Genomic DNA, 20366 nt, shown 5'->3' with positions numbered 1-20366 from the left:
GATGAAAAGCAGAAAGAATTTTCTAATTTATCTCAGCGTATTTGCCTTGCTTATAATTATTATTCTTGCTCTCTTATTTTCGGGTAGAAAATCTGAAGAGGATTTAATAACCGAAGAAGTGGATTACACAAAAAACATTCTTAAAAACCCAGGATTTGAAACAGGTGATTTTTCATTCTGGAAACTGGAATTTCAAAGTGACCAGACATCTTATGCATTAATTGATAACATTGTGAAGTTTGATGGAGATTATTCGTTAAACATTACATCAGATAATGATTTTAGACTTTACAGCGTTTCACAGGTGATTAAATCAATTCCCCTTGATAAAAAAATAATTTTTAACGCAAGAATTAGAACCGAAGATGCCAACGCTGTCTTTATACAAATGAAATTGTTTTCTTCAAAGGATAGTTTGATTGTTGAAACAAGAAGCGATACTCTGAAAGGAACAAATGATTGGACATTCATCACAACCTGGTTGAGAACATTAAATCCTGATTCCTACTACTTAAAGGTTGAGTGTTGTCTGGCAGGTAAAGGAAGAGTTTGGTTTGATAAGCTTGAAGTTTTTCCTGTTGAAATAAAAGAAAGGAGTTTTTTCCCGATTCGTATTAAATAATTTTGTGAAAAAAGCATCAAATCTTCAAAAAAATCGAAAATTAATTGTTTTTCAAGACCTCAAGTAATATATTTGAAGGCTAAATTTTCTCATATAAAGAGTGGATTGCTATGAAAAAATACAGATTTAAAATCTTTTTAATACTTGCAATAATTGGTTTGGGAATCTATTTCCTTTATCCCACCATTCAGGATTACTTTAATTCGAAAGAGATTCAAAAAGTTCTTCAGGAACGAAAGGAAACTTATTTAAAAGAGCATCCAAATGCAAAGCCAGCAGAGCTGGATAGGTATTTGACCCAGATTGAGGATAGTATTCGAAATGCTGACCCATCAATCAAAAAGGCTCGAGAAAAAAGAATAAAACTCGGACTTGATTTGCAGGGTGGAATGTATATCGTTCTTGAAGTGAACACTTTAAAACTTCTCGAAAAACTTGCTAAAAATCCTGATGAAAATTTTTATGAGATTCTTAAAGCAACTGAAAACATCGTCAAAGTAAGCGAAGAACCTGTTGTTCAAGTCTTTGCCCAAGAAGCAAAGAAAAGAGGAATCCGTCTGAGCCGATACTTTGGTGAAATTAGAGATGACGATGATAAAATTATAAGTATGCTTGAGAAACAGGCTGAGGATGCTGTTACAAGAGCTCAGGAAATTATACGAAATCGTGTCGATCAATATGGAGTTTCTGAACCGAGTATTCATCTTTCTGGTTCAAGAAGAATAATTGTTGAGCTTCCAGGTGTTGCTCGAAAAGAAGAAGCTCGACAGCTGCTTCAAGGAACAGCATTGCTTGAATTTAATCTTGTCAAGGATCCAGAGTTTACTTTTGCTTTATTGGAAAAAATAAACAAAGTACTTGCGGGTAAACCGCTCGAAGATACACTTGTGAAGGATACAGCGAAAGCTGATACTACAAAGAAGAGCCCTGACCAAATGACTAAAGAAGAATTTGAAAAAGAATATCCTCTTTTCACTGTAGCGGTTCCAAATCCACAATCGCAAACTGCGGATCTATTTGTACGCGAAAATGATAGAACAAAAGTCGAAATGATGTTGAATAGACCTGAAGTGCAGAATGTAATTCCCAAAGATGTGAAGTTTGTCTGGAGTGCAAAACCAGAATTTTATGCTGAAGGTCAAGGTATTTATAGATTATACTGCGTAAAGGCTACACCTGAACTTACTGGTGGAGTTATAACAGATGCTCGGGCAACACTTGATCCGCAAAACAGTTCACCAATTGTAACAATGGAAATGAATGCAGAAGGTGCTCGAGACTGGGCAAGAATTACAGGAAACAACATTGATAAACGTATCGCTATTATTTTGGATGGAGTTGTATTCTCAGCCCCAACTGTTAGAAGCAAAATCACTGGCGGTAGATCACAAATTGAAAATATCGGAACTCTTGAAGAAGCAAAACTTCTCGAGATAGTTTTGAAAGCAGGTGCTCTTCCAGCTCCAGTCGAAATTATAGAAGAAAGAGTGATTGGTCCTTCTCTTGGTCAAGATTCAATCCAAAAAGGTCTTACCTCAGCATTTCTTGGCGGTTTGTTCGTTATAATCTTTATGCTTATCTGGTATAGAACAGCTGGTGGCGTTGCAGATTTTGCTGTGATCTTGAATGTGTTCTTTATTTTAGCCGTTCTTGCCGGCTTTGGTGCAACACTGACACTTCCAGGTATTGCTGGTATTATCTTAACAATTGGTATGGCTGTCGACGCAAATGTCCTTGTAAATGAAAGAGTTCGCGAGGAATTAAAAACAGGTAAAACTATTAAAGCTGCTATCGACGCTGGATATTCAAAAGCATTCTCAGCTATTTTTGACGGAAATATTACAACATTCTTTACTGGTTTGATTCTTTATCAATTTGGAAGTGGACCAATTCAAGGATTTGCTTTAACTCTTATGATTGGTATCGCAGCAACTTTGTTCACCCAACTATTTGTAACTAGATTAATCTTTGATGTCTTTGTTGAACAAGGAAAGAAACCAAACTTCGGTTAGAATTCAGGAGAAAATATGAGATTATTTGAAAATATAAACATAGATTTTTTAGGAAAACGTAAAACATTTTATATTATTTCAATTTCACTCATTGTACTTGGATTAATCTCTGTTTTTGTGAAAGGTCTTGAGTATGGAATTGATTTCAAGGGCGGAACTGAAGTAATAGTTAGTTTTAATAAACCTGTGCAACTCGCAGATGTCCGTACAGCTGCAAGTCAGATTGGAATTGGAAATGTGGAAGTAAAAACTTATGGAACTACAGCAGAGAATGTTTTAATTAGAACTCCACTTCAAGAAATTTCTCAAGAACAATTTGACAGAATCGTTGTCAACATTAAAAAAGCTATTGAAGAAGTAATACCCGAAACTCTTTATTCAGTAAAAGATAAAGCAACTAACTCAATAGTCTTTACTTTTTCTTCTCCAGATACAGCAAAATTTATTGTCGATCAATTGCTTTCTAAAGGATTTCAAGCAGGATTATTTTCTCAGGAAGAAACAAATCGAGATATTATTGTAAGAGTTGGGGTGTCAGATTTAATTAGAGAAGGATTAAAAAATAAATTTACTAATTATTCATTTGAAGTCATTAAAGAAGACAAAGTAGGGCCAAAGATTGGTAAAGAATTAAGAAGAGATGCTGTTATTGCAATCTTCCTTTCTTTGATCGTTATTTTGATCTACTTAGGATTTAGGTTTAAGTTTGTGTTTGGTGTTGGAGCTGTTCTCGCTCTCTTCCACGATGTTCTTGTTACACTAGGATTTGTTTCTTTCTTCAATGGTTTGATACCAGGATTAAATCTTGAAATTACTCAATCAATAATAGCGGCGTTTTTAACTCTGGTTGGATTTTCAGTTAATGATACAGTCGTTGTGTTTGATAGAATTCGTGAAAATCTTAAGATCCATAAAACAATGGATTTAAAAGATCTTTTCAATATGAGTATAAACCGAACTCTATCAAGAACAATTTTAACTTCTGGTACTGTGTTTTTAGTTGTGTTGGCATTGCTGCTATTTGGTGGTGAAGTTAATCGTGGATTTGCCTTTACTTTTATGATAGGTATTATAACTGGTACCTATTCATCAATTTATATTGCTTCGGCTATTGTCTATGATTGGACAATGAAACGTAAAAAAGGAAAAATTGAGTTTTAAACTTGAAAGTTCATCTCAGCATAAATAAATTACAAATAAAACAATGGGTTTAATATGAAAATAAAACAAAAAGAAGTTTACAACGCTGTTGTTCTTGAACTTCATGGTAATGTGATGGGTGGTCCAGACGCCGCTGAGTTAAATACACTTCTTCATAAGTTGCTTGATGAAGGTAAAAAGAATGTAGTAATTGATCTTTCAAATGTTAAATTTATCAATAGTTCAGGTCTTGGTATTTTGATAAGTGCATTGACTACGATGAAAAATGGGGGTGGTGACTTAAAGCTTGCAAATGTGACAGATAAAATCGAAAGCTTGTTGATGATCACCAAACTTATCACAATTTTCGATCACTACAATTCCGTTGAAGAAGCTGTAAAAAGCTTTCAAAAATAACAAAATGATTTTCTCGTAAATTTTATCCGTATTAGTCAATGAACTAATACGGATTTTTTTTTGAATAAAAAGGAGTTGAAATGAGCGCGATTGTCATTATTGGCTCACAATGGGGTGATGAGGGCAAAGGTAAAATAGTTGATCTTCTAAGTGAATATGTAGATGTTGTTGTAAGATATCAGGGAGGTGCAAACGCAGGTCACACAATCATCGTAAACAACAAAAAATTTGTTCTTCATTTAATACCTTCAGGAATAATTCGAGATGACATACTTTGTGTAATAGGCAATGGAGTTGTTCTTGATCCATCTGCTTTCTTCGAAGAACTTGAAATATTGATTAACAATAACATTGAGATAAGTGATAGAATAAAAATCTTACCTAATACTCATATTGTGTTGCCTTATCATAAAATACTTGATCAATTAAACGAAAGCAGAGCAAATAAAATTGGAACAACCGGCAGGGGAATTGGTCCAGCTTATGTTGATAAATATTCAAGAATTGGAATAAGAGCAATTGATTTATTTGATCTAAACTATACTTTTTCTTTGCTCGAAAAAAATCTTGAAATAAAAAATTTACTTGTTCAGCATTATTATAATTCTGAAAAGTTTGTCTTCGAAGAATTAAAAGATTATTTGTTTGAAATAAGTCAAAAGCTGACGCCATTTATTGTCAAGGACTCAACCTTAGTATCAAGACTGATTGAAAATGGGAAAAAAATTTTACTTGAAGGTGCTCAGGGTTCTTTACTTGATGTTGATCATGGAACTTATCCGTTTGTAACTTCCTCAAATCCTTCAATAGGTGGAGCGCTGACTGGTTCAGGTATTAATCCAAAACTAATAAAAGAAATTTATGGTGTTACAAAAGCTTATTGCACAAGAGTTGGAGAAGGTCCTTTTCCAACTGAATTAAAAAATGAAATTGGAGATGTTATTAGACAGAGCGGTAATGAATATGGCGCAACAACTGGAAGACCACGAAGATGTGGTTGGCTCGATTTACCTGCATTAAAATTTTCATCCCAAATAAATGGATTTGATTATCTGGCAATAACTAAACTTGATGTGTTGAGTGAACTCGATGAAATAAAAATTTGTACTTCTTATAAAATTAATGGTGAGTTGATTGATTATTTCCCGGTTGATTCAGTTACGCTTTCAAAAGTAGAGCCGGTTTATAAAACATTTGAAGGATGGAAAAAATCAATTCTTGGATTAAAAAAATTTGAAGATCTGCCAGATAAAGCAAAGGAATATTTGAGTTTTATTGAAGAAAATATCGAATTAAAAATTAAAATAATTTCAACAGGATTTGAACGAAATGATGCGATTATCCTTTAATTCAATACTTCTTTACATTATTACTGCCTTTCTAAGCATAATTAATTTTAGTGTCGCTCAAAATAATGAGAACCAGAAAGATGAATTGATTATTGTATATCCAAAACCAAATCAAATTGTTAGTGATCAAGATGGATATTGCTTGTTGCTTGGAAGAATTTCGAATACTGGTAAGTCACTTTTTGTTAATTCTGAGAAAGTCCCTGTGGATAAAAATGGATCTTTTCTTTATTACACCAAAATTATTTTACCCGAAATTACAGACTCAATCTATCTTTCAGAAGAAAAATTTGTGACAGGTTATTTTATTTTTGAATTAGCAGGAAATACTACCAGAGATACTATTTTTTATCCTGTTAGAATTTCAAAACCACTGAAAAACCTTCCGGAAGATAAAATAAGAATAGACGAAAACTTTAAAATTGAACCTTCCGAAGATTTGATTTTGAATCCTGGCGAATTGCTGGAAATAAAAATTAAGGCAACTCCAAATTGCAAAGCAACTTTCTATATTGAAGGTGAAAAAGAAAAGTTCCCATTAGCTGATACTCCTCTGATGTATCAATTTTATCTCAGTGAAGCAGTATTTGGATCTGGTTTTAAACTTTCAAAGGATACCATTAAAGGAATTTATTCTGGACATTTAATTATTCCAGATGAAAAATGGACAAACAAAAAAATCATTGTTCAACTTGAACACGAAAAGCTTGGTAAAAAGGAGTTTACTTTAAAAACAAACATTACTGTTAATCAATCAAAACAGGTAAGAGTGGTAAAAGTCTTGTATGATCCAAATCTTGTAATTGGAAGAACAGGTCCAATGCTCGGTTATCGAATGTTTTTACCTGAGGGAGTAAAAGCCGTTTATGATGGTGAAAGAAGTGGATTTTATAGGCTAAAGCTTTCTCAAAATCAAAGCATTTTCGTTCCACAAAGTTCAGTTGAATTTATGCCAGAAGGAACCCCGCCTCCTAAAAGCACGATAGAGGTAATTAGAACAAAGAATGAGTCAAATTATGTTCGAGTAGAAATAGGTTTGCATGAGAGATTACCATTTGAAGTTCAAACTATAACAGATCCGCTCAAGCTTAAAGTAAAAATATTTAATGCGGTTTCTAACATCGATTGGATTTACTTTGATCCAGAACAGAGTTTAATTCAAAATATTACTTGGGAACAATTAAATAATGAAGAGCTTGGTATAACCATTTCGCTCAATCAAAAACATTTATGGGGATATTCATTTGAATATGAAGGTAATGTGCTTGTCCTTAAAATTAAAAAGACCCCTAAAATTCAGAAAAGATTTTTATTCTTTGGAAATCCTCTAAAGGATATAAAAATTGTTCTTGATCCCGGACACAATTCAGATGATGGTGCTGTAGGACCATCGGGGTTGAAAGAAAAAGATATCAATTTAATTCTTGCAAAAGTTACAAAGGAAGTTTTAGAGAAAGAAGGTGCCAAAGTATTTTTGACGCGGGAAGATAATCCTTTACCATTGAGAGAAAGAAAAGCAAAAGTTTTGTCTTTCAGTCCTGATTTTTCAATTAGCATTCACAATAATGCGGTTCCAGATGGTGTTAATCCCCTGAAACATAATGGTTTTAGTGTCTATTACTACAATCAAAATGCTAAAGAACTTGCTTTTTATTTGCATGAAGAATTGAAAAATAAATTAAACATACCCGACTTTGGTTTGTATTGGGATAATCTTTATATGTGTCGTATCTCCGAAACGATTGCTTTACTGGTTGAACCAACTTTTATTATTCATCCTGAACAGGAAGAGTTATTAAAACAAAATGAATTTCAATTAAAGATTGCAAATGCAATAAAGGATGCTTTAATAAAATTTTTAAATGAGATGAGAGAATGATAAAATTTAGAAGAGAATTTCCGCTTTACATAAAATTCATTTTGCTTTTCGTAGCTTCAATAATAGCTGTTGCCACTCTTTTATATACCAATAAAGTTGTCAAGCAACTTCAGGAAAGAGAAAAGAGAATTGCTACTCTTTACGCAAAGGGACTTGAATATATTGCTCAATCAAATGAACCAGAAAAAGATTATACATTTATCTTTGAAAATATAATCCAAGAGATTGACTTTCCACTTATTTTAACCGATGCAGAAGATAATTTTAATCCCGATGATTTATCACAAATACGAAATGTTGAAATTGATTCAAATTTAACTCGTGAGGAAAGAATTAAATACATTTCCGAATTAATTAAAAAAATGGACGAGACACATCAACCAATTCTAGTTACTTATGCTGACACTATTATCTTAAATAAGATTCATTTTGGTGATTCAAAATTAGTAGAAGAATTAAAATACTATCCGTATGTACAGCTTTTAATTGCAGCTGCTTTCATATTGCTTGCATACATTGGTTTTAGTTATGTCAAGAAAAATGAGAATAGTAAAATCTGGGTTGGCCTGTCAAAAGAAACTGCTCATCAGCTTGGTACTCCGCTTTCAAGTTTAATGGGTTGGATTGAACTTCTAAAAATAAATCTGAATGATCCTGTTATGATGAACGATTTAATCTCTGAAGTTGAGAATGATCTTGATCGACTTAAAAAAGTTGCTGATCGATTCTCAAAAATTGGTTCAACACCTGAAATGAAACAGGAAGATTTGGTAAAGGTGATTGAGAGTGTTATCTCTTACTTTGAACGGAGAATTCCTCAAAGTGGAAAGAACATTGAACTTCATGTTGAAATTAAAAATGAAAGTAAAAATTCTAAAGCTCATTTCTCAGCAAAAATTAATCCAGAACTCTTTGAATGGGTTTTAGAAAACCTGACAAAAAATGCAATTGATGCAATAGAGGATAAATCAGGAAAGATAATTTATCAACTATCTGAAGACAAGAAGCATATCTACCTTGATGTTATTGATACAGGCAAAGGAATAGACCTGAAATATAGAAAAGAAATTTTTAGGCCTGGATTTTCAACAAAGAAAAGAGGGTGGGGTCTTGGTTTGAGCCTTGCTAAAAGAATAATCGAAGAATATCATAAAGGACAAATTTTTGTAAAATCCAGCTCCCCCGGCAAAGGAAGTGTGATGCGAATTGTTCTAAAGAAATAAAGGATTTTTAACTTAAATCCAACATTCTTTTAATTGGAATGTAAGCCTTCTCAATTAGCTCATCTGGTAAAACGATCTCTGGTTCAAGATTTACCATACATTGATAAAGTTTTTCAAGTGTATTCTTTTTCATATGCGGACATTCATTGCAGGCACAGGTTGAATCCTCGGGCGGTGCGGGAATAAATATTTTATCAGGACAAGCTTTTTGCATTTGATGAATTATTCCAGTTTCTGTGGCTACAATAAATTTATTGTGATTTAATTCTTTGACAAATTTTAAAAGCTGGCTTGTTGAACCAATGAAATCCGAAATATCAAGGACTTTTTCTTCGCACTCTGGATGAGCAATAATTAAAGCATCAGGATTTTCTTCTTTAATTTTTTCGAGTTTACTTTGCACAAATTGTTCATGCACCATACAGGTTCCATCCCACAAAAGCATTTCTCTTCCAGTTTTTTCTATTAAGTATCGTCCCAGATTTCGATCAGGAGAAAAGAGAATTTTTTGATTCTCCGGGATTGATCTAATTATTTTTTCAGCATTGGACGAAGTGCAGATTATATCACTTAAAGCTTTAACTGCCGCACTGCTATTTATGTAAGTTACAGCTAAATATTCTGGATGTTCTTCCCGAAATTTTTTGAATAGAGGCGCGGGACAACTATCGGAAAGAGAGCAGCCTGCTTCAAGATCAGGTAAAATTACTTTTTTCGCAGGATTTAAAATTTTCGCTGTTTCAGCCATAAAATGAACGCCGGCAAAAACAATTACATTAGCATTAGTTTTTGAGGCTTGTTTAGATAATTCGAGACTATCGCCTACAAAATCAGCAATATCCTGAATTTCAGGAACTTGATAATAATGAGCCAAAATAACCGCATTAAGCTCTTTTTTAAGCTTAAGTATTTCTTTTGATAAATTAATCTCGGTTGTAATCATATCTTTTCAAATTTTTGCAGTGCAAAAGTAATTGATGAAATATTATAAAACAACAAATGTTTGGATAATTAAGAAAAAATTTTAAAATTTGCAGTGCGAATTTGAGTTGAAAATACCTCCTCCTTAGACCTCCTTAAATTCGTAATTCTCCTACTGCCAGAGTTCCCCTCCTCTCTGGCAGTCTTTTTTATTTCCTCGGTTATTTATCATTGATGAATTATTCCCCTTATTCTCACCATTTAGAAATGAATTATATTCTTTGCTTTAAAATTACGCTTTAATTAATCCTGATAACTTATTTTGTTTTATTAAGTTTTGTATACTTGACAACTTATATTTTTTTTACCAAATTAAAACCAAAAGTCAGGGTCATAAAAATGAAATATATTTCAAGAAAAAATTTAGTTTTTTTCTTTTTTATCCTAATAATTGTAGAAAGTCAAAATACAATAAAGGCTCAACAAGTCATCGAACTTAAATCAAAGTATAATTCACTCGAGAAATTCTGGGTTGCAACTTTTGAAGGAGGCGTTACTTTACCCTTTACGGATTTTCAGACTCCAGCTATTGGTTATATGGCAAGAGCAGGGGTAGAGTATTATTTACCTTCCAAAAGTTTGTTCACTTTTGGTTTCAGGTTAAATGGTTATTATGGTGAATTAAATGGTAACTCAAACACAGGCAGATTGAGTGGTGATGGTACATTAAAAAGAGTAATTTATGATTTTAATACACCTTTTGTTTTGCTTGAACCATCTGTTGTTTTAGCCGCGGGGAGAGGATTGGTAATTCCTTATTTATCAGTTGGTTTAAATTATTTTTTTAATTTCATCCCATTGGAAAAAAATGGTTATTCACTTTATACAAATAGTAAACGAAATCCATTTACCACATTCTCAGGTGAGTTCGGAATACGTTATTTCATTCATAATAATTTTAGTTACAATTTTTCAGTTAAGTATGTTAAGGGGAATAAGGATGAATTTGATGGTTTCGTTTCAAGAAAAAAGGATTCATTTTTAACTGCTTCAACTGGTATATCAATTCATTTATTTAGAAAACAAAGAATTAGGTGAGAATATGAAAAAATTTTTTTTACTAATTCTTTTAACCTTTCCTTCCCCGATTTTCTCACAGAATAGTTTTCATATAAATCAATTTAGTAATTCTTACTGGCTCGGAATTGGAGGAGGAGTAACATATGTCCTGAGTGATTTTAGCAAATCACAATTGGGGTTTTATAGTAAAGCTGAAATGGAATATTTTTTTGAATCTTATTCGAAGGGAATTTTTGGAGTTAAATTAGCCGGTGGATACGGAACTTTATATGCAAAAAGTTCTAATCCAATTTTGATTGGATCACCAACAAGAAATTCAGTTGACTTTTTGACATATTTCCTCGATGTCTATGTTGGTTTAAATTATATGTTAACTTTTGATGTACTAAGCCCTTATATAAGTATTGGCGGTTATTCTAATTATTGGTATAAAGTTTTGGATGATAGAAGGAATGAAGTTTATAATACAAAAAGAAATATAACTATTGGATTTTACGGTGAAACAGGTTTTAAAATAAAATTAGCTGAGGGTCTTACTCTCAATTTTGCAGGTAATTTTAATTATCCCAATACCGATGAGATTGATGGAAAAGTAAATTCGAAAAAAGATGTTTATCTCACAGGCTTAGCAGGATTTTCAATTTATTTTGGTGGAGTGAAAGACTCGGACAAAGATGGGGTAATTGACAAATTTGACTTATGCCCAAATACTCCATTTGGAATCAAAGTCGATGACTTTGGCTGTCCCTTAAAAACTCTAAATGATGCAGATGGTGATGGTGTTGAAGATAAATTTGACAAATGTCCAGATACACCGCACGGAGTTGTTGTGGATAAATTCGGTTGTCCGATCGATTCTGATAGTGATGGTATTCCTGACTATCTTGATAGATGTCCAGGTACTCCAACAGGATTTCCAGTTGATGAAAAAGGTTGTCCATTAGATTCAGATAAAGATGGTGTTCTTGATCCTTTTGATGAATGTCCAGATACACCAGCAGATGTAAGAGTAAATGATAAAGGTTGTCCAATTGATTCAGATGGAGATGGAGTTCCCGATTATCTTGATAAGTGTCCGGATACACCTGAAAATGTTGAGGTTAATGAGTCTGGATGTCCACGAGAGCAAAAACCAGAAATTGAGGAAACATCTTTTATTCTTCAGGGTATGACAACCTTTGAAGCTGGAAAATCTACTTTGACGGATAAAGCAAAAACTGAGATAAAAAAGTTAGCAGAAATAATGAAGAAATATCCTGATTCAAAGTGGAGAATTGAAGGTCACACTGATAGTCAAGGTTCATCAGAGTTTAACAAAAAACTATCTCAGGAAAGAGCTGATGCAGTAAAAAAGTATTTGATTAGTTTGGGAATTAAAGCTGAAAATTTAATTGCTGAAGGGATGGGTGAAAATTATCCAATAGCTGATAACAAAACAGAAGAAGGTCGACAGAAAAATCGTAGAGTAGTTATTACAAAAATTAGATAAATTTATTATATTAAAAACAAAAATTGGAGGAATAAAATGTTTAAGAAATTACTAACATTTAGTCTAGTGTTTTTTGTCCTTGTTGGTTTATCACAGGCACAGGACAAAACTTATAGCCCATTAAGTGGATATTTCGGAGCCACACTTGATGGCGGATTAAATATTTCTGTTGTTGATAAAGGCAATAAATTAAATTTCCCAACTGTAAGGGGAGGTTTAGAATATTTCTTCTCAACAAAGAGTGAACATGCATTTGGTCTAAGACTTTTAGGAAGTTACAATTTCTTAAAATTCAAAGATATGACTGGGAAAGCAGCAAGAAATTTTGTCTATGATGCTAAATTAGGATTAATGTATGCATATGGGACTTCTCAATGGTTGCCATATTTAAGTGCAGGTTTGAATTATACATTTTATCATTCCAAAAAAATTGCTGATGATAATAAAGCAATTTCCGTATATGGTGAAGGCGGTTTAAAATACTTACTCTCAGACAACTTTAGCTTGAATTTAGCCGCTGCATATAACTTTGGTGGGCAAGATTACTTTGAAGGAATAAAGAGTGGAAATTCTAATGATGGATATGCAACAGTATCAGTTGGATTTGGTTTTACTTTCTCTAAGGATTTAGATTCAGATGGAGATGGTGTTCTTGATAAGTATGATCAATGTCCTAATACTCCTAAAGGTGTGAAGGTTGATGAATTTGGTTGTCCAATTGATTCTGATAAAGATGGTGTTCCAGATTATTTAGACAAATGCCCAAATACACCTAAAGGTGTTCAAGTTGATAAAGATGGATGTCCTGTTGATACTGATGGAGATGGAGTACCAGATTACTTAGATAAATGTCCAAATACTCCAGCTGGTGCAAAAGTTGACAAAGATGGTTGTCCAGTTGATAGTGATGGGGATGGAGTACCAGATTACTTAGATAAATGTCCAGATACACCAGCGGGTGTACAGGTCGACAAGAACGGTTGCCCAGTTGATAGTGATGGAGATGGAGTACCAGATTACTTAGATAAGTGTCCAGATACTCCAGCAGGTGTTAAAGTAGATAAAGATGGATGCCCTGTTAAAGAGGAAGCATATAAAGTTACAGTTTACTTCGGTTTCGATAGATATGACCTTAGAAAAGAAGAAAAAGCAAAACTTGATGAAGCTGTTAAGTTCATGAAAGATAATCCAGATGCAATGTTCTCTATCGAAGGTCATGCATGTCCAATTGGACCTGCTGCTTACAATATGAAACTATCTGAGAGAAGAGCCAATACCGTTTACAAATATCTGGTAAGCCAAGGTATCGATAAGAATAGATTTATGACCAAGTGGTTTGGTGAGACTCAACCAGTTACTAAGGTTAGAAAAGAATACTGGAAGAATAGAAGAGTATTGGTGATTGAATTACTTGAGAAATAAGATTTGTGTAATTGAAATCAAAGAAAAGCCGTCTTAACGACGGCTTTTCTGTTTTAAATAATATCTTTGCATACAGAATTTTCAGTTTACTCTTTAATTAAAAATTTATTCTTTTTGACTTTTGATTAAAGTTTCAGAAAATAAAATTTAAGAATAATCAAATAAGAATTAGATTTGTTTGATTTCATAAAAACCAAATTAGAGTAATTTCATCTAATTAATTGAGTTGAAAATGGAGCAATAAAATGTTAGAAATGTTTGAAAAAGTTTTCAAAGAAACAATTGAAATCACATTAATCGTCGCATTAATGATGATTTTAGTTGATTTAATTAATACCTGGACTAACGGAAAAATAAAAACATTTCTTGAAGGGGAAGGCAAGTATAGACAGTATGTTTTGTCTTCTTTCATTGGTTCATTACCAGGATGTTTTGGTGGAATAACAAACGTTTCACTCTATATGCACGGATTAATAAGCTTTGGTGCATTGGCAGGGTCAATGATAGCAGTTTCTGGTGATGAAGCTTATATAATGTTGGCAATGATTCCTAAAACGGCTATTTTAATATTTGCTATACTTTTTGTCTTGGGAATATTTGGTGGAATTATTGTTGATAAAATTGTGAACAAATTAAAAATCAATGTTTGTGTGAATTGCGAAAATTTAGTCATTCATGAAAAAGAAAAATCATTAAAACATTTTTTACTTGAACATATTTGGGAACATATAATCAAAAAACATATTTGGAAAATTGCAATCTGGACATTCCTTGCGCTTCTCGTTGTAGAATTAACCCTTAAATATATCGATTTAAGTTCCTTTACTTCTAACTATAAGATTGCTTTTTTATTCATCGCAGCTTTGGTTGGGTTAATTCCTGAATCAGGCCCACACATCATTTTTGTGAAATTGTTTGCTGATGGAATGATTCCTTTTTCGGTGCTTTTAACGAGTTCGATCGTTCAAGATGGACACGGAATGCTGCCAATGCTTTCCTATTCAATCGAAGATACTGTAAAAATCAAAATATTTAATTTTACATTTGGAATAATTATTGGACTAATTTTCTTTTCATTTGGACTGTAAGAAAAATCCAAAAATAATCTTGAGGGAAAAATGGAAATAAAAGGGATTCAGGATTTTTATCCAGAAGAATTGAGTTATTGTTATGGTTGTGGAAGGCTTAATGAATACGGACATCAACTGAAAAGTTACTGGGATGGTGACGAGACAATTGCTCGCTTTACGCCAAAACCATATCACATTGCAATTCCTGGTTATGTTTATGGTGGATTAATTGCTTCTTTAATTGATTGTCATGGTACAGGTTCAGCTGCGCTTGCTGCATATAAGGCAGAAAATCGTCAACCTGGCTCTTTCCCACCTTTCAGATTTGTAACGGCTTCTCTCCAAGTAGATTATTTAAAACCAACTCCGCTGGGAATCGAGTTGGAACTAAGGGGCAAAATAGTAGAAGTAAAAGGTAGAAAAGTAATAACTGAAATTACTGTTTCAGCAAATGGGATTATAACTGCAAAAGGAAGAGTGGTAGCTGTTCAAATGCCTCAAGATATGATAAGAGATGAAATGAAATTGTAATATTTAAGTTACTTTGTCTTCAATCTTTTTTAATTTTTTAATTTCTTTTCTAACAACGGGTGCAACTCTATCGCCAAATAATTCAATTGATTTAAGAACTTTGTTGTGTGGTAGTGTCCCAACAGTAAATTGAATTAGAAATCTATCATGCTGAAAAATTTCATATTGAAATAAAATTTTTTCAATAATTTGATCTGGACTTCCCACGAAGTTAGCACCTCGTAAAGTTGCAGAAAATTCATATTGCTCTTTAGTCATTGGTGACCAACCTCTTTCTCTACCAATTCTGTCCATTTGGAATTTTACTGCAGGGAAAGAAAGATTTATAGCTTCCTGGCTGGTTTCAGCAATAAAACCATGAGAGTTGATACTTAATTTGGTTTTGTGACCGAGTTTTTCCGCCGTACTTCGATACAAATCAGCAAAATATTTAAATCGTTCCGGAAGTCCTCCAATTATTGCAATCGCAAGAGGCAAGCCGTATTTAGCAGCTCGAATTGCTGATTCAGGAGTTCCACCCATTGCGATCCAAACAGGCAAGGGATTTTGAAGTGGTCTTGGATAAACACCTCGATTCAAAATTGTTTGTGTAAAATTACCTTTCCAGTTGACAATTGTATTTTCTCTAATATGAAGCAACATCTGTAATTTCTCTTCAAACAATTCTTCATAATCTTGAAGGTCATAACCGAATAAAGGAAATGATTCGATGAATGAACCTCGACCTACCATTATTTCTGCTCGACCGTTTGAAATTAAATCAAGTGTAGCAAATTGCTGGAATAATCTGACAGGATCATCTGAACTTAATACATTAACAGCACTAGTAAGTCTAATTTTTTTTGTGATAGATGCCGCCGCAGATAAAACAACAATTGGAGATGAAATAATATAATCCGGACGATGATGTTCACCAATTCCAAAGACATCAAGTCCAACCTCATCTGCCAATTTTATCTCTTCAAGAAGTCTTCTATATCTTTCGGCTTCACTTATTAATTCGCCGGTCGTAAAATCTATTGTTCTATCACCGAATGAATAAATTCCTAACTCCATAATGTTCCTTTTTTGAGATATTAACAAAGTTCAAAAATTTTAAGTTCATAAGTTAATTAATTTCAAAACTATTCTTTTAAATTAGCATAATGATTAAAACAATTTTTCTTTAATTAAATGGAGAACAATCTTTTATGAAATACAATAAACTTATAATTGTTGCAGGTCATTCGGTTTATATTGGTAAGAGTTTTGAAAATGTGTATGATGACTCAAATTGGTTTTTATTTCCTTTTCAAAAAGGTGAACCAAAACTTTATATTGAACATATCAGAGTTGGATGTGAAATTGCTGAAGGTGATAAAGAGTCATTTTTAATTTTTACAGGAGGGCAATCAAGGAAAGAAGCATTTTTTAGATCTGAGTCTCAGATGTACTGGGAGATTGCCAATCATCTCGGATATTTAAGTGATGAATTGAAGTCTCGAACTACCACAGAGGAATTTTCAAGGGATTCATTTGAGAATTTATTATTCCCAATTTGCAGGTTCCGTGAATATCTCGGTTATTATCCAGAACACATAGTGATGGTTACATTTAAGTTTAAAGAAAGAAGATTTCATTTACATCGAGAAGCATTAAAAATTCCAGAGAGTATGGTGACTTTCATTGGACCAAATAATCCTGAAGATATTGAACTTGCACAAAAAGGGGAAGAAAAAGCAATAAAACTTATGGAGAATGATCCTTACTGTAATCACGGGGAATTACTTGAAAAGAAAAATCAAAGAAATCCATGGAAAAGACAACACGGTTATTCGATCAGTTGTCCTGAGTTAAAGGAGTTTTTTAATTATAACGGAAGAGAAATTTTCCCCGGCAAATTTCCTTGGGAGAAATAATGAAAAATTTAATCATTGGAATAATAGCTTTGTCTTTTGTTCTTATCTCCTGTACTAAAGAAAAAAAATCTTTACCAACCAAAATTTATTTTGATGATTTAGGTAATAGAATTGAGTTAACCAAAAATCCTGAGCGAATAATTTCTGCCGCACCAAACTTAACCGAAATCATCTTTGCCTTAGGTGCTGGTGATTTGCTTGTGGGAAGAACGAATTTTTGTAATTATCCAGAGGAGACAAATAAAATTCCGGTTGTCGGTGATATGTTTCATCTAAACTTAGAGAAGATAGTTGATTTAAATCCCGATTTAATTTTTCTAACTGTTGAAGGGAATACAAAAGAACTTTACGATAAATTGAAAAATCTTGGTCTGAATGTCTATGTAACTAATCCAAAAAATCTTAGCGGTATCAAAAAATCAATTAGAGATATCGGAGAAATCTTAAACAGAGAGAAAGAAGCAGACTCAATAATTTCGGATATCGAAAAAAGGTTGAACAAAATAAATTCGGAAAGATTTCAAAGACAGACGGCAATGTTCGTAGTTTCTTTTTCGCCCTTGATTATAGCAGGTAAAAATACTTTTATTGATGAAATCTTGAGTTCAGTAAATCTTGAAAATATCGCACCTGAAAAATCATTTTCAGCTTATCCGATGATTTCACGCGAAGAGGTCATTAATAAAAATCCTGATGTAATTCTCCTGCCATCGATCAATTTTTCAATTGAAAAGATTCTGGAAGTATACCCGGAGTGGAAAGAAATAAATGCAATTAAGAAGGGAAAAATTATTTATGTAGATCAAGATTTATTTTTCAGGCCTGGACCTCGCTTTATTGACGCAATTGAGTTTTTACAAAAAGAATTAAGTAAACACTGAAGAAGATAGAATTTATTTTAATTCTTGATCTGCGATTTAGAATTAAGAAATTTTATTCTAGAGGATTAATAAATTTTTGATAAAAACTTTTAAAAAACTCTTGAGGTTAACGTTTGATTAATATTATTCCTTCAATTGGTGGAATTAGTACTTTACCTTGATACACAATCTTTGCATCAATATCTGAATAAACTTTCGCTCCATCGACAAGCACAATCCATTCTCCTTCGGGTAATCTTATCTCACCTGCAGAAGTTTGACTGCCATTTACGATCACAACAACTTCATCAGTTAATTCTCCAACTTTCTCTGCTTTTTTGGTAGAGTGATAACCAACACAGAATTGATTTTTTGAATCAGCTAAGAAGTTCAAATCTTCAAGTTTTGAATTTCTAATCTGTGGAAGTTTTTTTCTGAGTTCTATTAATCCTTTGTAGTAATTCCAGAGTTCTTGATTCCAATCAACGTGATTATAGTTGATATAGTTTGTCTCGTTATCTTTATTGTAACTATTTTCATCGATAGTGCCGATGTGAATATCTTCGACATCGGTATTGGCAATTACTTTTGAGCGAGCAAATTCCTGACCTTCGTGAATCATAACTGGACCCTGTAAAGTAAACAATGTTAAGGCTGCAAGTTTGTTTATTTTGAGTTCGATTGGCGTTAATGAGGTATGTTTTTTCTCGTCTTTGACAACATCATTCCTTTCAATTTTACCAATTGCGAGTCGAATGAAATCACCAAGAGTATAATTATCATGAGATTCGAGATAATTAATTGAATGTTCATGAGTTTGAAACAGTCCGCCTAAAATTTCAAGAGTTCCAGAGAAAAATCTTTTCATTACATCTTGATTTACCCCGAAATCCCACTTGCCAAAAATGAAGCTCTGACGATTAAACGGATTTTCGCCTTTGATGCCGTTTCGTGCCTGGTCATTCCAAGCAGCCCATCCCATTTTTGAAAATCCTGCAGGATTATATCCACCGCCCCAGGGTTCTGCGATGATAATTACATCAGGATTGATTTTCCGAGCTTCTTCAATTATTAATCTGCAGGTTTCTTCATCAATTAAATTTGCAAGATCAAAGCGAAAGCCATCCACTTTGTATTCGGTCATCCAATATTTTATTGATTCTAAAATTAATCTTCTTACCATTGGTCTTTCAGTTTTAAAATCGTTTCCACAACCACTGAAAGAAAGAAAATTCTGGTCGGGATCGAGACGGTAATAATATTTTTTATCAATGTATTTGAAAGGATTATAATCGTATTGAGAGGTATGATTATAAACAACATCTAAAATAACAGCGATACCTTCTTTGTGAAAAGCTTTAATCATTTCTTTTAATTCGCGAACCTGTCGACCATCAGTTCCGTTCCACTCGCCAAATTTAGAAGTTCCGTTTGATGCATAATAACTCTCGGGAGCAAAGAAATAAGTTGACATATATCCCCAGTGATTTCGCTCATAAGGATTCCATGTATTATAATAACCGCGATAATGTCTTTTGTACGGAATTTCCCAATTTGCAAAATCGTGAATTGGTAAGAGTTCAACTGCATTTACTCCAAGTGATTTAATGTAGTTTAATCCACCTCTGATGTTATTCTCGATCATTCCTGTATAAGTGCCAGGTTGAGATGAACCCGAACTTGGATGAGCAGTCATATCCCTGACATGCATTTCATAAATCACGAGTTCATTCATAGGAATTTTGACCCAGTCAGTACCTTCCCAGTCGAAATCATCTTTGTAAATTAAAGTGCGGGATTCGTGTTCATAAGAATTTTTTGAAGCAACAGCAGTTGAATATGGATCGGCAACGAGGACATTAAAATTGAACATTTCAGTTTTATCAGAAGGACCATCAATTCGATAAGCATAATATTTCCCGTAGAGCTCACCTTCGATTTCAAAACTCCAGACACCGTCTCTATCTTTGCTCATAAAATATTCTTTGCCGTCGTAATCATCATAATTATCAAAAAGAACAAGTTTTACAAGTTTTGCTCTTGGTGCAAATAAGTTAAAATATGTTTTACCATTTTTGATTTCCCATCCAAGTTTTTTATGGGAATAAAACTTATCTAAGATGCCAGTTGGTTCTAATTTTTTCCGGCCGAATCCTTTGATTTCGATGTAATGAATCTCAGATAGATCAATCTCCGAAGTATTAATGAAAAGAATATCGTGATGCTGTTCAATACTTTTTATTGTAGAAATTCCAAATAACTTAATATCAGAAAGTTCAATCTTTACATCGTTCCTTGAGAGTTTAACGGCAATTGAATCCACATCAAGAATTTCTGCCGTTTCAATAAATTGTTGTGCTTGTATTTTTCGAGGCATAGGCAATATTAAAATTATTAGTGTTGTTAGAACTAAAGTTTTTTTAAGGCAGGAAAAAATTTTTGCTTTCATAAAG

17 protein-coding genes are annotated in these 20366 nt (G+C 33.0%); 14 read left to right on the top strand and 3 right to left on the bottom strand.

The genetic code is table 11. From position 1 onward, the window contains the following. Position 1: 1 nt before the first annotated feature. From HPY57_12145 to HPY57_12115, 7 genes are all read left to right on the top strand, one after another. Positions 2–622 (top strand): hypothetical protein, encoded by a 621-nt coding sequence (locus HPY57_12145; protein ID NPV12528.1) that lies wholly within the window; start codon positions 2–4, stop codon positions 620–622. A gap of 110 nt (positions 623–732) precedes the next feature. Further along, positions 733–2634 (top strand): protein translocase subunit SecD, encoded by a 1902-nt coding sequence (secD, locus tag HPY57_12140; GenBank protein ID NPV12527.1) that lies wholly within the window; start codon positions 733–735, stop codon positions 2632–2634. Positions 2635–2649: 15 nt separating this feature from the next. After that, on the top strand, positions 2650–3795 hold the full coding sequence (secF, locus tag HPY57_12135; GenBank protein ID NPV12526.1) for a protein translocase subunit SecF: 1146 nt from the start codon (positions 2650–2652) through the stop codon (positions 3793–3795). A 54-nt stretch (positions 3796–3849) separates the two neighbouring features. Further along, a complete protein-coding gene (locus HPY57_12130) occupies positions 3850–4191 on the top strand; it encodes an STAS domain-containing protein (protein ID NPV12525.1) in 342 nt (113 codons plus the stop codon). An 80-nt stretch (positions 4192–4271) separates the two neighbouring features. Beyond that, positions 4272–5540 carry an adenylosuccinate synthase gene (locus HPY57_12125; GenBank protein ID NPV12524.1) on the top strand — a complete coding sequence of 423 codons (1269 nt, stop codon included), beginning with the start codon at positions 4272–4274 and terminating at the stop codon, positions 5538–5540. After that, positions 5521–7419: an N-acetylmuramoyl-L-alanine amidase gene (locus tag HPY57_12120; protein ID NPV12523.1), complete on the top strand. Its 1899-nt coding sequence runs from the start codon at positions 5521–5523 to the stop codon at positions 7417–7419. Before HPY57_12125 ends, HPY57_12120 begins: the two co-directional genes overlap by 20 nt. After that, a complete protein-coding gene (locus tag HPY57_12115) occupies positions 7416–8642 on the top strand; it encodes a HAMP domain-containing histidine kinase (GenBank protein NPV12522.1) in 1227 nt (408 codons plus the stop codon). Before HPY57_12120 ends, HPY57_12115 begins: the two co-directional genes overlap by 4 nt. 7 nt (positions 8643–8649) lie before the next feature. Here the strand turns inward: HPY57_12115 and nadA are convergent, their stop codons facing one another. Next, positions 8650–9585, bottom strand: coding sequence for a quinolinate synthase NadA (gene nadA / locus HPY57_12110; protein ID NPV12521.1), 936 nt, complete (start codon positions 9583–9585; stop codon positions 8650–8652). Positions 9586–9962: 377 nt separating this feature from the next. Here nadA and HPY57_12105 point away from each other — a divergent pair, with 377 nt between their 5' ends. The 5 genes from HPY57_12105 to HPY57_12085 all read left to right on the top strand — a co-directional run bounded on the left by HPY57_12105 (position 9963) and on the right by HPY57_12085 (position 15155). Then, entirely contained in the window at positions 9963–10661 is a 699-nt protein-coding gene (locus tag HPY57_12105) for a hypothetical protein (GenBank protein ID NPV12520.1), read from the top strand. A 622-nt stretch (positions 10662–11283) separates the two neighbouring features. Then, the gene (locus HPY57_12100) at positions 11284–12132 is read left to right on the top strand and encodes an OmpA family protein (GenBank protein NPV12519.1); all 849 of its coding nucleotides are present in this window, start codon (positions 11284–11286) and stop codon (positions 12130–12132) included. Positions 12133–12168: 36 nt separating this feature from the next. Then, positions 12169–13554: an OmpA family protein gene (locus tag HPY57_12095; GenBank protein NPV12518.1), complete on the top strand. Its 1386-nt coding sequence runs from the start codon at positions 12169–12171 to the stop codon at positions 13552–13554. Positions 13555–13799: 245 nt separating this feature from the next. Continuing rightward, positions 13800–14642 carry an arsenic efflux protein gene (locus tag HPY57_12090; GenBank protein ID NPV12517.1) on the top strand — a complete coding sequence of 281 codons (843 nt, stop codon included), beginning with the start codon at positions 13800–13802 and terminating at the stop codon, positions 14640–14642. A gap of 30 nt (positions 14643–14672) precedes the next feature. Next, positions 14673–15155 carry a PaaI family thioesterase gene (locus HPY57_12085; protein NPV12516.1) on the top strand — a complete coding sequence of 161 codons (483 nt, stop codon included), beginning with the start codon at positions 14673–14675 and terminating at the stop codon, positions 15153–15155. A gap of 3 nt (positions 15156–15158) precedes the next feature. Here HPY57_12085 and HPY57_12080 read toward each other — a convergent pair whose 3' ends face one another. Next, positions 15159–16211 (bottom strand): LLM class flavin-dependent oxidoreductase, encoded by a 1053-nt coding sequence (locus tag HPY57_12080; GenBank protein ID NPV12515.1) that lies wholly within the window; start codon positions 16209–16211, stop codon positions 15159–15161. Positions 16212–16345: 134 nt separating this feature from the next. On the opposite strand from HPY57_12080, the gene HPY57_12075 reads away from it, so the two are divergent. Together HPY57_12075 and HPY57_12070 are read left to right on the top strand one after the other, a co-directional pair. Then, positions 16346–17053 (top strand): hypothetical protein, encoded by a 708-nt coding sequence (locus tag HPY57_12075; protein NPV12514.1) that lies wholly within the window; start codon positions 16346–16348, stop codon positions 17051–17053. Next, complete coding sequence (locus HPY57_12070; GenBank protein NPV12513.1) at positions 17053–17934, top strand: cobalamin-binding protein; 882 nt, start codon at positions 17053–17055, stop codon at positions 17932–17934. Before HPY57_12075 ends, HPY57_12070 begins: the two co-directional genes overlap by 1 nt. Before the next feature lie 106 nt (positions 17935–18040). On the opposite strand, the gene HPY57_12065 is transcribed toward HPY57_12070, so the two are convergent. Further along, positions 18041–20362 carry a pullulanase gene (locus tag HPY57_12065; GenBank protein ID NPV12512.1) on the bottom strand — a complete coding sequence of 774 codons (2322 nt, stop codon included), beginning with the start codon at positions 20360–20362 and terminating at the stop codon, positions 18041–18043. Positions 20363–20366: the final 4 nt, after the last annotated feature.

The sequence above is a fragment of the Ignavibacteria bacterium genome (assembly GCA_013177855.1).
Classification (GTDB): domain Bacteria; phylum Bacteroidota; class Ignavibacteria; order Ch128b; family Ch128b; genus Ch128b.
The sequence above is the reverse complement of the archived record's forward strand: the minus strand, read 5'-3'. Positions and strand labels throughout refer to the sequence as shown.